We start from the raw sequence: 11743 nt of genomic DNA, 5'->3' as shown, positions 1-11743 counted from the left end.
AACCGGTGAGTCGCGATGCGACCTTGCTATCACAATCGCGGCTGAATTTGGGAGAGCCCGGCAGGCCTTGCGCCAATGCGCGCTTGCCTCCGGAGGCCCACCGGTACCTCCATTCGTTCACCGCCCCTCCCAAAGAAAAGGGCCCGCCCCGAAGGGCCGGCCCAGAGACAGTCGACTGATGTGGCGTGCCGATCATCGCAGCGACGCCATCGTTTTGAAAGCTTACGCGGCCGCTTCCGCCTCGGCGGCTTCCTCGGCCTCGAGGCGCGCCCGGTCGGCCGCGCCCTTGGCGTCGACGTCGCGGTCGACGAATTCGATCACCGCCATCGGCGCGGAATCACCGTGCCGGAAGCCGGCCTTCATGATGCGCAGATAGCCGCCGTTGCGGTCCGCATAGCGCGGCGCGATGTCGGCGAACAGCTTGCGCGTCTGGGTCTCGTCCTGGATCTGGCTGGCCACCTGCCGGCGCGCATGCAGATCGCCGCGCTTGCCCAGCGTGACGAGTTTTTCGACGATCGGCCGCAGTTCCTTGGCCTTGGGCAGCGTGGTGACGATCTGCTCGTGCTCGATCAGCGATGCGGCCATGTTGGCGAACATGGCCTTGCGGTGGCTCGAGGTGCGGTTCAGCTTGCGGCCTGCCTTGCGATGGCGCATCAGCCTTCTCCTTGGATGTTCCGGCCAGTCGCGCCGGCACTGTGGTTAGTAGTGATCTTCGTAACGCTTGGCCAGATCTTCGATGTTTTCCGGCGGCCAGGCGGGCACTTCCATACCGAGGTGCAGGCCCATCGAGGCCAGCACTTCCTTGATCTCGTTGAGCGACTTGCGGCCGAAGTTCGGCGTGCGCAGCATCTCGCCCTCGGTCTTCTGGATCAGGTCCCCGATGTAGACGATATTGTCGTTCTTCAGGCAGTTGGCCGAGCGAACCGAAAGCTCCAATTCGTCGACCTTCTTCAGAAGCGCCGGGTTGAAGGCCAGTTCCTGAACCTGCTCCTCGGCGGCCTCGCGCTCGGGCTCTTCGAAGTTGACGAACACGCCGAGCTGATCCTGCAGGATGCGCGCGGCGAACGCGACCGCGTCCTCGCCCGAGATCGTTCCGTCGGTCTCGACGTTCATGGTCAGCTTGTCATAGTCGAGGACCTGGCCCTCGCGGGTGTTCTCGACCTTGTAGGAGACCTTGCGCACCGGCGAATAGAGGCTGTCGACCGGGATCAGCCCGATCGGCGCGTCCTCGGCCCGGTTGCGGTCGGCGGCGACATAGCCCTTGCCCGCGTCAACCGTGAACTCCATCCGGATCTCGGCGCCCTCGTCGAGCGTGCACAGCACATGGTCGGGATTGAGCACCTCGACGTCGCCGACGGTCTGGATGTCGCCGGCGGTCACGGTGCCCGGACCCTGCTTGCGCACGACCATGCGCTTGGGGCCGTCGCCTTCCATGCGAATGGCGATTTCCTTGATGTTCAGGATGATGTCGGTGACGTCCTCGCGCACACCGGCGATCGAGGAGAATTCATGCAGCACACCGTCGATCTGAACGGCGGTGACGGCCGCACCGCGCAGCGACGACAGCAGGACGCGGCGCAGCGCGTTGCCGAGAGTCAGGCCGAAGCCACGCTCGAGCGGCTCGACGACCAGCGAAATCTTGTTGCCCGAGCCCTTGAACTCGACCTTGTTTGGCTTGATCAGCTCCTGCCAGTTCTTCTGTATCACGGCGTCTTCCTTCAGCTAGCCTGCCACCATCCATTCGTGGCAACAGCTTTATGCGGGTCAGCGGAGGATTGGCGCTGCCCGGACGGACAATGGCGCGTCAGACGCGGCGGCGCTTGCGCGGCCGGCAGCCATTGTGCGGAATGGGGGTGACATCACGGATCGAGGTGATCGTGAACCCGGCCGCCTGCAGCGCGCGCAGCGCGGATTCGCGTCCCGAACCGGGACCGCAAACCTCGACCTCGAGCGACTTCATGCCATGATCCTGGGCCTTGCGGGCGCAATCCTCGGCCGCGACCTGGGCGGCGAAGGGGGTCGACTTGCGCGAGCCCTTGAAGCCCTGCATGCCCGCCGACGACCAGGCGATCGCATTGCCCTGCGCGTCGGTGATGGTGATCATGGTGTTGTTGAACGTCGAGTTGACGTGGGCGATGCCCGACGTGATGTTCTTGCGTTCACGACGGCGAACGCGTGCGGCTTCTCTTGCCATTTTTCGTCCTTCGATCTCTACACCGCCGTAATGCCAGCGGCTCCACCTGGAAGTGAACAGTGAATGGTGAAGTGGTGAATGGTTGAAGGCACCATTCACTATTCACCATCGACCATTCACCAAGTTACTTCTTCTTGCCTGCGATCGGCTTGGCCGGGCCCTTGCGGGTGCGGGCGTTGGTGTGGGTGCGCTGGCCGCGCACCGGAAGCGAGCGGCGATGGCGCAGACCGCGATAGCAGCCAAGGTCCATAAGGCGCTTGACGTTCATCGAGGTCTCGCGGCGCAGATCGCCCTCGACCTGGTATTCGCGGTCGATGGTCTCGCGGATCGCCAGCACCTCGGCGTCGGTCAGTTCGTGAACACGGCGCGCCGGATCGATATTGTTCCGGGCGACGATGTCGTTTGCATATTTCGAGCCAATCCCGTGAATATACTGCAACGCGATCACAACGCGCTTACCGGTCGGGATGTTGACGCCAGCGATACGAGCCACGCGGCTTCTCCTCTCATGCCCGGCAGCACCGGGTCTCGTCTTTCTTCCGGGGATCCGGGATGTTCCATGACACCAGCGACCAAAACAAAAAGACCGGAGCGGGGTGCCGCAGCCGACCTTTGTCATTACGCTGGCGTGATCAGCGTGCATATCGGGGAATCGCGGTCCAATGTCAACTCCCCGGGTGGATGTTTTTGCGTGCGCGAGATGGCCGGTCAAAGCCCGTCGAGCACACCCTGAATCTGTTCGGTCACGCCCTCGATCGAGGCCATGCCGTCGACCGGCCGCAGCTTGCCCTTGGCGTGATAATAGCCGACCAGCGGGGCGGTCTTCTTGTAGTATTCGCGCAGGCGCTCGTCGAAGACTTCGGGGTTGTCGTCCTTGCGCACCGGTTGGCCGGCGGCGGCGGCATCCTCTGCGCGCTTGACGATGCGGCCGACGAGCGCCTTGTCGTCGACGGTCAATTCGATCACCGCGTCCAGTTCGAGCCCCTTGTCGGCCAGCATCTTCTCGGTCGCGTCGGCCTGGGCCAGCGTGCGCGGATAGCCGTCGAGGATGAAGCCGTCCGCGCAGTCGGGCGCGTCGATCCGCTCGGAGACGATCGCGTTGACGATGTCGTCGGACACGAGTTCGCCCGCATCCATGATCGCCTTGGCGCGCTGGCCGACCTCGGTGCCGGCGGCCACCGCGGCGCGGAGCATGTCACCGGTCGAAAGCTGCGGAATCGAATAGCGGTCGACCAGGATCTGAGCCTGGGTGCCCTTGCCCGCTCCCGGCGGACCCAGCAGAATCAATCTCATCGGCGCCTTTTCCCCCCACGCAGCTTGGACTTCTTGATCAAGCCTTCATACTGGTGGGCGATGAGATGTCCCTGCACCTGCGCCACCGTATCGAGCGTCACGCTGACGACGATCAGCAGCGACGTGCCGCCGAGATAAAACGGCACCCCGGTGCCCGCAATGAGAAATTCGGGTAACAGGCAGACCAGCACCAGATAGATCGCGCCGACGACCGTGATCCGGGTGAGCACATAGTCGATATATTCGGCGGTGCGCTGGCCGGGCCGAATGCCGGGAATGAAGCCGGAATGGTTCTTCAGATTGTCCGCCGTGTCCTGCGGATTGAAGACGATCGCGGTGTAGAAGAAGGCGAAGAACGCGATCATCCCCGCATAGAACAGCATGTAGAGCGGCTGGCCGTGCCCGAGCGCCGCAAGCACCGTCGTCGCCCAGTCGGGCAGCGTCTGGGTGTCGGAAAAGCCCGCGAGCGTCGCCGGCAGCAGCAGCAGCGATGAGGCGAAGATCGGCGGAATGACGCCGGCCGTGTTCAGCTTGAGCGGCAGGTGCGAGGTGTCGCCCTGGAACATCCGGTTGCCGACCTGGCGCTTCGGATACTGGATCAGCAATCGCCTCTGGGCGCGCTCGACGAAGACGATCAGCGCGATCACGGCGATCGCCAGGACGATGATGGTGATGATGAAGGGCGTCGACATGGCGCCGGTGCGGCCCAGTTCGAGCGTGCCGGCAACCGCGCCCGGCAGACCCGCCACGATGCCCGCGAAGATGATCAGCGAGACGCCGTTGCCGATGCCGCGCGCGGTGATCTGCTCGCCGAGCCACAGGAGGAACATGGTGCCGCCGACGAGCGTGATGACCGTCGAAATGCGGAAGAACCAGCCCGGATCGGCGACGATGTTGGCGCCGCTCTCAAGGCCTACGGCAATGCCGTAGGACTGCAGCGTCGCCAGCAGCACGGTCAGATAGCGCGTGTACTGGTTGATGACCTTGCGGCCCTGCTCGCCTTCCTTCTTGAGCTGCTCGAGCGTCGGGATCACCGAGGTCATCAGCTGCACGGCGATCGCCGCGGAGATGTAGGGCATGATGCCGAGCGCGAAGACGGCCATGCGCTCGACCGCGCCGCCCGTGAACATGTTGAACATGCCCAGGATCCCGCCTTCCTGATTGGCGAAAGCCTGGGCGTAGGCATCCATGTTCAGGCCCGGAATCGGGATGTAGGTTCCGAGCCGGTAGACCAGCAGGACGCCCAGCGTGAACCAGATGCGCTGCTTGAGCTCGGTGGCCTTGGCGAAAGCGCCGAAATTGAGATTGGAAGCGAGCTGTTCCGCAGCAGATGCCATGAACGGTCTCCGTCTTGGGGCGCGCCGGCGCCGGTCGGCTCGTTCCGGCGCGCGTGCGGTCCGGTCGCAGATAGGCGCTGGCCCGGAGGGGCGCAAGCGGTAAGTGAGCCCGGCGCGATGCCGGGCTCACACGATCACGCGATCAGTTTTCGGCCTTGCCGGCGTCCGAGGCGGCCTTCGGCGCAAGGATGGTGACCTTGCCGCCGGCCTTCTCGATCTTCTCGACGGCCGACCTGGATGCCCCGGCGACCTGCAGATCGAACTTCGTCTTGGCATCGCCATCGGCGAGCACGCGGACGCCGTCCTTGACCCGGCGCAGCACGCCAGCCTCGACGAGCGCCTCGGCCGTGACCGGCTTCTTGGCGTCCAGCTTGCCGGCTTCGACGGCCTGTTCGAGCCGGGCGATCGAGACGATGTTGTAGTCGGTGGCGAACGGGGCCGTGAAGCCACGCTTGGGCAGGCGCCGGTAGAGCGGGTTCTGGCCGCCCTCGAAGCCCTTCAGCGCGACGCCCGAACGCGACTTCTGACCCTTGACGCCACGGCCCGAGGTCTTGCCCTTGCCCGAGCCGATGCCGCGGCCGACGCGCACGCGGCGTGTGCGGGCGCCTTCATTGTCGCTCAGTTCGTTGAGTTTCATCGGTTCACTCCGGAACTTATTGTTCGTCCACGATGCGCACCAGATGGCGCACCTTGTGGATCATGCCGCGCACGGCAGGGGTGTCTTCCAGCGTGCGGCGGCGGTGCATCTTGTTCAGGCCAAGCCCGATCAGCGTCTGGCGCTGGTCGGCCGGGCGGCGGATCGGCGAACCGATCTGCTCGACGGTGAGGGTCTTCTTCGCATCGGCCATGGTCTTATTCCTCGGCGCCGATCAGCTCGCGGCGACGTGCCTGGAGCGTGGAATGCTTGATGCCGCGCTGGGCCGCGATGTCCTTGGGGTGCATCTGGCGCTTGAGCGCGTCGAAGGTGGCGCGGATCATGTTGTAGGGGTTGGAGGTGCCGGTCGACTTGGCGACGACGTCCTGCATGCCCACGGTCTCGAACACGGCGCGCATCGGGCCGCCGGCGATGATGCCGGTACCGGCCGGTGCGGCGCGCAGCAGCACCTTGCCCGCGCCGTGGCGGCCCTCGACGTCATGGTGAAGCGTCCGGCCCGAACGCAGCGGCACGAAGATCATGTCGCGCTTGGCGCTCTCGGTCGCCTTGCGGATCGCCTCGGGCACTTCGCGCGCCTTGCCGTGGCCGAAGCCGACCCGGCCCTTCTGGTCGCCGACGACGACGAGCGCGGCAAAGCCGAAGCGACGGCCGCCCTTGACAACCTTGGCGACGCGGTTGATGTGGACGAGCTTGTCGACGAATTCGCTGTCGGCTTCCTCGCGGTCACGCCGGCGGTCACGTCCGCGTCCGCCGCGCTCCTGTGGCTGCTGTGCCATGTCCTTGTCCTTTGTTCTTTTCCGGTTACTGGCGGTTGGTTGTCATGGAGCGACGGCCGGACGGGGATCGGTGTCCCCTGCCCGTCCGGCGCCGGTGATCAGAAGCTCAGGCCACCCTCGCGGGCGGCATCGGCCAGCGCCTTGACGCGGCCATGATAGAGATAGGCGCCGCGGTCGAAGATGACCTCGGTCACGCCGGCCTTGGTGGCACGCTCGGCGACGAGCTTGCCGACCGCGGCGGCGGCGTCTGAATCGGCGCCGGTCTTGAGCGCCTTCTTCAGATCGGCATCGAGCGTCGAAGCGGCGGCCAGGGTGCGGCCGGCGCTGTCGTCGATGACCTGCGCATAGATGTTCTTGGACGACCGGAACACGGAAAGCCGCGGCCGGCCGTTTGCGACCTTCTTGATCTGGCGCCGCACGCGGCCGGCGCGCTTGACCAGGGCCTGTTTGGAAGCTGGCATGGGTGCGGTTCCTTACTTCTTCTTGCCTTCCTTGCGGACAATCGTTTCCTCGGCGTACTTGACACCCTTGCCCTTGTAGGGCTCGGGCGGCCGGAATTCGCGGATCTCGGCTGCGACCTGGCCAAGCTGCTGCTTGTCGATGCCGTTCAGCACGATCTCGGTCGGCTTGGGCGTGGCCGCCGAAACGCCCTGCGGCAGTTCGTAGATCACGTCATGGCTGTAACCGAGCGCGAGCTGCAGCTTGCTGCCCTGCATCGCCGCGCGATAGCCGACGCCGTTGATCTCGAGCTTGCGCTCGAAACCGTCCTTCACGCCGGTCATGATGTTCTGCAGCATGGTGCGCGACATGCCCCATTTGGAGCGCGCGTCCTTGCTCTGCTGGCGCGGCTCGACGGTGATCGCGCCTTCTTCCATGGCGACCAGCACCTCGTCGTTGACGACATAGGTCAGTTCGCCCTTCGGACCCTTGGCGGTCACGGTCTGCCCGTCCACCGAGGCGGTCACGCCGTCGGGAATGGCGACCGGCTTCTTTCCGATACGAGACATGGTCTTATCCGTCCGTTCTTACAGTTCGGTTGAGGATATGTGCGGGCCTAGAAGACCCGGCACAGATACTCCCCGCCGACGTTCTTCTCGCGCGCCTCATGGTCAGCCATCACGCCCTGCGGCGTCGACAGGATGGCGATGCCCAGACCGTTGGCGACATGTTCGATCGACTTGGCGCCGACATAGACCCGGCGACCGGGCTTGGAAACGCGCTCGATCTTGCGGATCACCGGATCGCCCTCGTAGTACTTGAGCTCGATCTCGAATTCCGACTTGCCGCTGTCGAACTCGACCTGGCTGTAGCCGCGGATGTAGCCTTCGGACTGCAGCACGTCGAGGATGCGCGCGCGCAGCTTGGAGGCCGGCGTCGAGATCGAATTCTTGTGCCGATGAAGGCCATTGCGGATGCGGGTCAGCATATCGCCGACGGGATCAGAAACCGACATTGCAGCCTCCCCTTACCAGCTCGACTTGACGACGCCCGGCACCTTGCCGAGCGAACCGAGTTCGCGAAGCGCGATGCGCGACATCTTCAGCTTGCGATAGTAGCCGCGCGGACGGCCCGACACCTCGCAACGGTTGCGGATACGCGAGGGCGCCGAGTTGCGCGGCAGTTCGCTCAGCTTGAGCGTTGCGCGGAAGCGCTCCTCGATCGGGCGCGAACGGTCCATCACGATCGCCTTCAGCTCGGCGCGCTTGCCGGCATACCGGTCGGCAAGCTTGCGGCGATGCTTGTTCTTTTCGATTGCACTGACTTTTGCCATCTGGCTTTCCTTTCTACGCCTGCCGTTAGTGCTGCTGGGCGAACGGGAAGTTGAAGGCACGCAGGAGTTCGCGTGCTTCGTCGTCCGTCTTGGCACTCGTACAAACGATGATGTCCATACCCCGGACCTTCTCGACCTTGTCGTAGTTGATCTCGGGGAAGACGATGTGCTCCTTGAGGCCCATGGCGAAGTTGCCGCGGCCATCGAAGCTCTTGGGGTTCAGGCCCCGGAAGTCGCGCACGCGCGGCAGCGCGATGTTGATCAGCCGGTCCATGAACTCGAACATGCGGTTGCCACGCAGCGTCACCTTGGCGCCGAGCGGCATGCCCTCGCGCACCTTGAAGCCGGCGATCGAGTTGCGGGCGCGCGTGACGACGGCGCGCTGACCGGTGATCAGCGACAATTCGTCCGCCGCCGTTGTCGGCCGCTTGGAATCGGTCACGGCGTCGCCGACGCCCATGTTCACGACGATCTTGGTGACCGTCGGGATTTCCATGACGTTGGCGTAGTCGAAACGCTCGCGCATCTGGCCGCGAATGGCGTCCCGATATTGGGCCTTCAGCCGGGGCTCGTAAGCGGTATCAGCCATCGATCAGTTCTCCGGAGCGCTTGGCGAAGCGCACTTTCTTTCCATCTTCGACGCGGAAGCCGACGCGGGTCGGCTTGCCGTCCTTGGGGTCGGCGATCGCCAGGTTCGACAGGTCGATCGGCGCTTCCTTGGCGATGATGCCGGCCTCGCGCGAGGGCGTCTGGCTCTGGTGGCGCTTGACCATGTTGATGCCCGACACCAGCGCCTTGCCGTCCTTCGGCATGACCTGGATGACGCTGCCCTTGCGGCCCTTGTCCTTGCCGGCGAGCACGACGACTTCGTCGCCCTTCTTGATCTTCTGCATCGGACCTGTCCTTACAGCACTTCGGGGGCCAGCGAGATGATCTTCATGTGCTGTTTGGCGCGCAGTTCGCGCGGCACAGGACCGAAGATGCGGGTGCCGACCGGTTCCCGGTTGTTGTTGACGAGCACGGCGGCGTTTCCGTCGAAGCGGATCACGCTGCCGTCCTGGCGACGAATGTCCTTGGCGGTGCGCACGACGACCGCCTTCATGACATCGCCCTTCTTGACGCGGCCACGCGGGATCGCCTCCTTGACCGAGACGACGATGATGTCGCCCACCGAGGCGTACTTTCGCTTGGAGCCGCCCAGCACCTTGATGCACTGGACGCGGCGCGCGCCGGAATTGTCGGCGACATCGAGATTTGTCTGCATCTGAATCATGACGCGATGCCCTTGTTGTTCTTTTCTGGCGATCACGCCATTGCGTGGCCGCCTCATCCTCGTTTGCCGCAGCTCGGACGACGGACCCAGGTCCGTGACGTCCTTCCTGCATACCGACGCCGCAGCGCCCCTACCTTGCCCGGACGAGCCGGGCGCGATCTTCCTAGGCCTCGGCCGCAGCCTGGTCGGTCACCACCGCCCAGCGCTTGTTCCGCGAGACCGGCGCGCACTCGATGATCCGCACCATGTCGCCCACCTTGAACTGGTTGTTCTCGTCATGGGCCTGGTACCGCTTGGTGCGGCGCACCGTCTTCTTCATCAAGGGGTGTGCGAAGCGACGCTCGACGCGCACGACGACCGTCTTGTCGTTCTTGTCGCTGACCACGACACCCTGCAAAATTCGTTTCGGCATTGTCGTTTATCCCTGCGCCTTGGCGCCGTTGGCCTTTTCGGCGGCAATCGTCTTGATGCGCGCGATGTCGCGACGCACCTGGCGCACGCGCGCCGAGTTCTCGAGCTGTCCCGTCGCCGCCTGGAAGCGCAACGAGAACTGCTCCTTCTTCAGTTCGGCCAGCTTGTCGGCCAGTTCGTCGGCGGTCATCGCCCGGACGTCTGCGGATTTCATCGGCTCCACTCCTATTCGGCGATGCGCTGGATGAAGCGCGTCTTGACCGACAGTTTGGCCGCACCAAGGCGCAGCGCTTCGCGCGCGATATCCTCGGGCACGCCGTCGATCTCGAACATCACACGGCCCGGCTTGACGCGGGCGGCCCAGTAGTCGACCGAACCCTTGCCCTTGCCCATGCGCACCTCGGTCGGCTTGGAGGTGACCGGCACGTCCGGGAAGATGCGGATCCACACGCGGCCGGCACGCTTCATGTGACGCGTGATGGCGCGGCGGGCGGCCTCGATCTCGCGGGCGTTGACGCGGTTGGGCTCGAGCGCCTTCAGGCCGTAGGCGCCGAAGTTCAGCTCGGTGCCGCCCTTGGCGATCCCGCGGATCTTGCCCTTGAACTGCTTGCGGAACTTTGTCCGTTTGGGTTGCAACATCTACTTCACTCCTGCCCGCGATCAGGCGTTCTCGCGGCGGCGCGGGCCGGAACCCGGACCGTCCTGCTCGGTGGCGCGGCGTTCGGACGCCATCGGGTCGTGCTCGAGGATCTCGCCCTTGAAGATCCACACCTTGATGCCGATGATGCCGTACGCGGTTTCCGCTTCGGCCGTGCCGTAGTCGACATCGGCGCGCAGCGTGTGCAGCGGCACCCGGCCTTCGCGATACCATTCGGTGCGGGCGATCTCGGCGCCGCCAAGACGGCCTGCCGAGTTGATCCGGATGCCCTGGGCGCCAAGGCGCATGGCCGACTGCACGGCGCGCTTCATGGCGCGGCGGAAGGCGACCCGGCGCTCGAGCTGCTGGGCGATCGACTGGGCGACCAGCGTCGCGTCGATCTCCGGCTTGCGGACCTCGACGATGTTCAGCACGGTCTCGGCATCGGTGAACTGGGCCAGCTTGCGGCGCAGCTTCTCGATGTCGGCGCCCTTCTTGCCGATGATCAGGCCCGGACGCGCCGAGTGGATGGTCACGCGGCACTTCTTGTGCGGACGCTCGATCACGATCTTGGAGACGGCAGCCTGCTTGAGCTCCTTCTCCAGATATTCGCGGATCTTCAGATCCTCGTGCAGCAGCTGGCCGTATTCGCCGGTGTTGGCGTACCAGCGCGAATCCCAGGTGCGGTTGACGCCGAGGCGGAACCCGACCGGATTGATCTTCTGGCCCATCAGGCGACCTCCTCTTGGACTTCACGCACCACGATCGTCAGGTGCGAGAACGGTTTCATGATCCGGCTCGCCCGGCCGCGACCGCGCGCATGGAAGCGCTTCATGACGATCGACTTGCCCACATAGGCTTCCGAGACGACGAGCGCGTCGACGTCGAGATCGTGATTGTTCTCGGCATTGGCGATCGCCGATTCCAGCGTCTTGCGGACGGTGCCGGCAATGCGCTTGCGCGAGAATTCGAGATCGGCCAGCGCCGCGTCGACCTTCTTGCCGCGGATCATCTGGGCGACCAGATTGAGTTTCTGCGGGCTGACGCGGACCATCCGCGCCACAGCGCGGGCTTCGTTGTCCGCCAGCCGCCGTTCTGCCTTCGGCTTGCCCATCGTTACTTCCTTCTCGCCTTCTTGTCCGCGCCATGGCCGAAATAGGTGCGCGTCGGCGCGAACTCGCCGAACTTGTGGCCGACCATGTCCTCGGACACGGAGACCGGAATGTGCTTCTGGCCGTTGTAGACGCCGAAGGTCAGGCCGACGAACTGCGGCATGATCGTCGAGCGCCGGCTCCAGATCTTGATGACGTCGTTGCGGCCGCTCTCGCGGGCCTTCTCGGCCTTCTTGAGCAGGTAACCGTCGACGAACGGGCCTTTCCAGACTGAACGGGCCATG

The 11743-nt window shown here is 64.8% G+C and carries 22 protein-coding genes; all 22 read right to left on the bottom strand.

What is annotated here, in order from left to right; translation table 11 throughout:
- Window positions 1-222: 222 nt before the first annotated feature.
- A complete protein-coding gene (rplQ, locus tag E0E05_RS08430) occupies window positions 223-654 on the bottom strand; it encodes a 50S ribosomal protein L17 (protein ID WP_131616306.1) in 432 nt (143 codons plus the stop codon).
- Window positions 655-699: 45 nt separating this feature from the next.
- Window positions 700-1707 carry a DNA-directed RNA polymerase subunit alpha gene (locus tag E0E05_RS08425; protein WP_131616305.1) on the bottom strand — a complete coding sequence of 336 codons (1008 nt, stop codon included), beginning with the start codon at window positions 1705-1707 and terminating at the stop codon, window positions 700-702.
- Window positions 1708-1804: 97 nt separating this feature from the next.
- Entirely contained in the window at window positions 1805-2194 is a 390-nt protein-coding gene (gene rpsK, locus E0E05_RS08420; RefSeq protein WP_131616304.1) for a 30S ribosomal protein S11, read from the bottom strand.
- Window positions 2195-2318: 124 nt separating this feature from the next.
- Window positions 2319-2687 carry a 30S ribosomal protein S13 gene (gene rpsM, locus E0E05_RS08415; protein WP_131616303.1) on the bottom strand — a complete coding sequence of 123 codons (369 nt, stop codon included), beginning with the start codon at window positions 2685-2687 and terminating at the stop codon, window positions 2319-2321.
- A 215-nt stretch (window positions 2688-2902) separates the two neighbouring features.
- On the bottom strand, window positions 2903-3487 hold the full coding sequence (locus E0E05_RS08410; protein WP_131616302.1) for an adenylate kinase: 585 nt from the start codon (window positions 3485-3487) through the stop codon (window positions 2903-2905).
- The gene (secY, locus tag E0E05_RS08405) at window positions 3484-4824 is read right to left on the bottom strand and encodes a preprotein translocase subunit SecY (protein WP_131616301.1); all 1341 of its coding nucleotides are present in this window, start codon (window positions 4822-4824) and stop codon (window positions 3484-3486) included. The genes E0E05_RS08410 and secY overlap by 4 nt, the downstream gene beginning before the upstream one ends.
- 142 nt (window positions 4825-4966) lie before the next feature.
- Window positions 4967-5461 (bottom strand): 50S ribosomal protein L15, encoded by a 495-nt coding sequence (rplO, locus tag E0E05_RS08400; protein ID WP_131616300.1) that lies wholly within the window; start codon window positions 5459-5461, stop codon window positions 4967-4969.
- A 16-nt stretch (window positions 5462-5477) separates the two neighbouring features.
- Window positions 5478-5672, bottom strand: a complete 195-nt coding sequence (rpmD, locus tag E0E05_RS08395) for a 50S ribosomal protein L30 (RefSeq protein WP_131616299.1) — start codon at window positions 5670-5672, stop codon at window positions 5478-5480.
- Between the two features lie 4 nt (window positions 5673-5676).
- Complete coding sequence (rpsE, locus tag E0E05_RS08390; RefSeq protein ID WP_131616298.1) at window positions 5677-6255, bottom strand: 30S ribosomal protein S5; 579 nt, start codon at window positions 6253-6255, stop codon at window positions 5677-5679.
- Window positions 6256-6353: 98 nt separating this feature from the next.
- Window positions 6354-6716 (bottom strand): 50S ribosomal protein L18, encoded by a 363-nt coding sequence (gene rplR, locus E0E05_RS08385; RefSeq protein ID WP_131616297.1) that lies wholly within the window; start codon window positions 6714-6716, stop codon window positions 6354-6356.
- Window positions 6717-6728: 12 nt separating this feature from the next.
- Window positions 6729-7262 (bottom strand): 50S ribosomal protein L6, encoded by a 534-nt coding sequence (gene rplF / locus E0E05_RS08380; protein ID WP_131616296.1) that lies wholly within the window; start codon window positions 7260-7262, stop codon window positions 6729-6731.
- Window positions 7263-7309: 47 nt separating this feature from the next.
- Entirely contained in the window at window positions 7310-7708 is a 399-nt protein-coding gene (gene rpsH / locus E0E05_RS08375; RefSeq protein ID WP_131616295.1) for a 30S ribosomal protein S8, read from the bottom strand.
- A 12-nt stretch (window positions 7709-7720) separates the two neighbouring features.
- Window positions 7721-8026, bottom strand: coding sequence for a 30S ribosomal protein S14 (gene rpsN / locus E0E05_RS08370; protein WP_131616294.1), 306 nt, complete (start codon window positions 8024-8026; stop codon window positions 7721-7723).
- A 25-nt stretch (window positions 8027-8051) separates the two neighbouring features.
- Entirely contained in the window at window positions 8052-8615 is a 564-nt protein-coding gene (gene rplE, locus E0E05_RS08365; protein WP_131616293.1) for a 50S ribosomal protein L5, read from the bottom strand.
- Window positions 8608-8919, bottom strand: a complete 312-nt coding sequence (gene rplX / locus E0E05_RS08360; protein ID WP_131616292.1) for a 50S ribosomal protein L24 — start codon at window positions 8917-8919, stop codon at window positions 8608-8610. The genes rplE and rplX overlap by 8 nt, the downstream gene beginning before the upstream one ends.
- Window positions 8920-8930: 11 nt before the next feature.
- Window positions 8931-9299 carry a 50S ribosomal protein L14 gene (gene rplN / locus E0E05_RS08355; RefSeq protein WP_131616291.1) on the bottom strand — a complete coding sequence of 123 codons (369 nt, stop codon included), beginning with the start codon at window positions 9297-9299 and terminating at the stop codon, window positions 8931-8933.
- Window positions 9300-9462: 163 nt separating this feature from the next.
- Entirely contained in the window at window positions 9463-9711 is a 249-nt protein-coding gene (gene rpsQ, locus E0E05_RS08350; RefSeq protein WP_131616290.1) for a 30S ribosomal protein S17, read from the bottom strand.
- A 6-nt stretch (window positions 9712-9717) separates the two neighbouring features.
- Window positions 9718-9924 carry a 50S ribosomal protein L29 gene (gene rpmC, locus E0E05_RS08345; RefSeq protein WP_131616289.1) on the bottom strand — a complete coding sequence of 69 codons (207 nt, stop codon included), beginning with the start codon at window positions 9922-9924 and terminating at the stop codon, window positions 9718-9720.
- Between the two features lie 11 nt (window positions 9925-9935).
- Window positions 9936-10349, bottom strand: a complete 414-nt coding sequence (rplP, locus tag E0E05_RS08340) for a 50S ribosomal protein L16 (protein WP_131616288.1) — start codon at window positions 10347-10349, stop codon at window positions 9936-9938.
- Window positions 10350-10370: 21 nt separating this feature from the next.
- Complete coding sequence (rpsC, locus tag E0E05_RS08335; RefSeq protein ID WP_131616287.1) at window positions 10371-11078, bottom strand: 30S ribosomal protein S3; 708 nt, start codon at window positions 11076-11078, stop codon at window positions 10371-10373.
- Window positions 11078-11461, bottom strand: coding sequence for a 50S ribosomal protein L22 (gene rplV, locus E0E05_RS08330; RefSeq protein ID WP_131616286.1), 384 nt, complete (start codon window positions 11459-11461; stop codon window positions 11078-11080). Before rplV ends, rpsC begins: the two co-directional genes overlap by 1 nt.
- Window positions 11462-11463: 2 nt before the next feature.
- Window positions 11464-11742, bottom strand: a complete 279-nt coding sequence (gene rpsS / locus E0E05_RS08325; protein ID WP_131616285.1) for a 30S ribosomal protein S19 — start codon at window positions 11740-11742, stop codon at window positions 11464-11466.
- Between the last annotated feature and the right edge of the window lies 1 nt (window position 11743).

It is taken from the genome of Roseitalea porphyridii (assembly GCF_004331955.1).
In the GTDB taxonomy this organism is placed as follows: domain Bacteria; phylum Pseudomonadota; class Alphaproteobacteria; order Rhizobiales; family Rhizobiaceae; genus Roseitalea; species Roseitalea porphyridii.
Note: the sequence above shows the minus strand (reverse complement) of the source record. Positions and strands in the feature narration are given on the sequence as shown.

What these genes read in the sequence shown, in the direction of transcription:
- rplN (WP_131616291.1), bottom strand. Translation starts at nt 9,299, where the DNA reads ATGATTCAGATGCAGACAAATCTCGATGTCGCCGACAATTCCGGCGCG.
- rpsS (WP_131616285.1), bottom strand. Translation starts at nt 11,742, where the DNA reads ATGGCCCGTTCAGTCTGGAAAGGCCCGTTCGTCGACGGTTACCTGCTC.
- rplF (WP_131616296.1), bottom strand. Translation starts at nt 7,262, where the DNA reads ATGTCTCGTATCGGAAAGAAGCCGGTCGCCATTCCCGACGGCGTGACC.
- rpsN (WP_131616294.1), bottom strand. Translation starts at nt 8,026, where the DNA reads ATGGCAAAAGTCAGTGCAATCGAAAAGAACAAGCATCGCCGCAAGCTT.
- rplE (WP_131616293.1), bottom strand. Translation starts at nt 8,615, where the DNA reads ATGGCTGATACCGCTTACGAGCCCCGGCTGAAGGCCCAATATCGGGAC.
- rpmC (WP_131616289.1), bottom strand. Translation starts at nt 9,924, where the DNA reads ATGAAATCCGCAGACGTCCGGGCGATGACCGCCGACGAACTGGCCGAC.
- rplV (WP_131616286.1), bottom strand. Translation starts at nt 11,461, where the DNA reads ATGGGCAAGCCGAAGGCAGAACGGCGGCTGGCGGACAACGAAGCCCGC.
- rpsE (WP_131616298.1), bottom strand. Translation starts at nt 6,255, where the DNA reads ATGGCACAGCAGCCACAGGAGCGCGGCGGACGCGGACGTGACCGCCGG.
- rplX (WP_131616292.1), bottom strand. Translation starts at nt 8,919, where the DNA reads ATGCAGAAGATCAAGAAGGGCGACGAAGTCGTCGTGCTCGCCGGCAAG.
- rpsK (WP_131616304.1), bottom strand. Translation starts at nt 2,194, where the DNA reads ATGGCAAGAGAAGCCGCACGCGTTCGCCGTCGTGAACGCAAGAACATC.
- rpsH (WP_131616295.1), bottom strand. Translation starts at nt 7,708, where the DNA reads ATGTCGGTTTCTGATCCCGTCGGCGATATGCTGACCCGCATCCGCAAT.
- rplQ (WP_131616306.1), bottom strand. Translation starts at nt 654, where the DNA reads ATGCGCCATCGCAAGGCAGGCCGCAAGCTGAACCGCACCTCGAGCCAC.
- rpmD (WP_131616299.1), bottom strand. Translation starts at nt 5,672, where the DNA reads ATGGCCGATGCGAAGAAGACCCTCACCGTCGAGCAGATCGGTTCGCCG.
- rpsQ (WP_131616290.1), bottom strand. Translation starts at nt 9,711, where the DNA reads ATGCCGAAACGAATTTTGCAGGGTGTCGTGGTCAGCGACAAGAACGAC.
- E0E05_RS08410 (WP_131616302.1), bottom strand. Translation starts at nt 3,487, where the DNA reads ATGAGATTGATTCTGCTGGGTCCGCCGGGAGCGGGCAAGGGCACCCAG.
- rpsC (WP_131616287.1), bottom strand. Translation starts at nt 11,078, where the DNA reads ATGGGCCAGAAGATCAATCCGGTCGGGTTCCGCCTCGGCGTCAACCGC.
- rplO (WP_131616300.1), bottom strand. Translation starts at nt 5,461, where the DNA reads ATGAAACTCAACGAACTGAGCGACAATGAAGGCGCCCGCACACGCCGC.
- secY (WP_131616301.1), bottom strand. Translation starts at nt 4,824, where the DNA reads ATGGCATCTGCTGCGGAACAGCTCGCTTCCAATCTCAATTTCGGCGCT.
- rplR (WP_131616297.1), bottom strand. Translation starts at nt 6,716, where the DNA reads ATGCCAGCTTCCAAACAGGCCCTGGTCAAGCGCGCCGGCCGCGTGCGG.
- rplP (WP_131616288.1), bottom strand. Translation starts at nt 10,349, where the DNA reads ATGTTGCAACCCAAACGGACAAAGTTCCGCAAGCAGTTCAAGGGCAAG.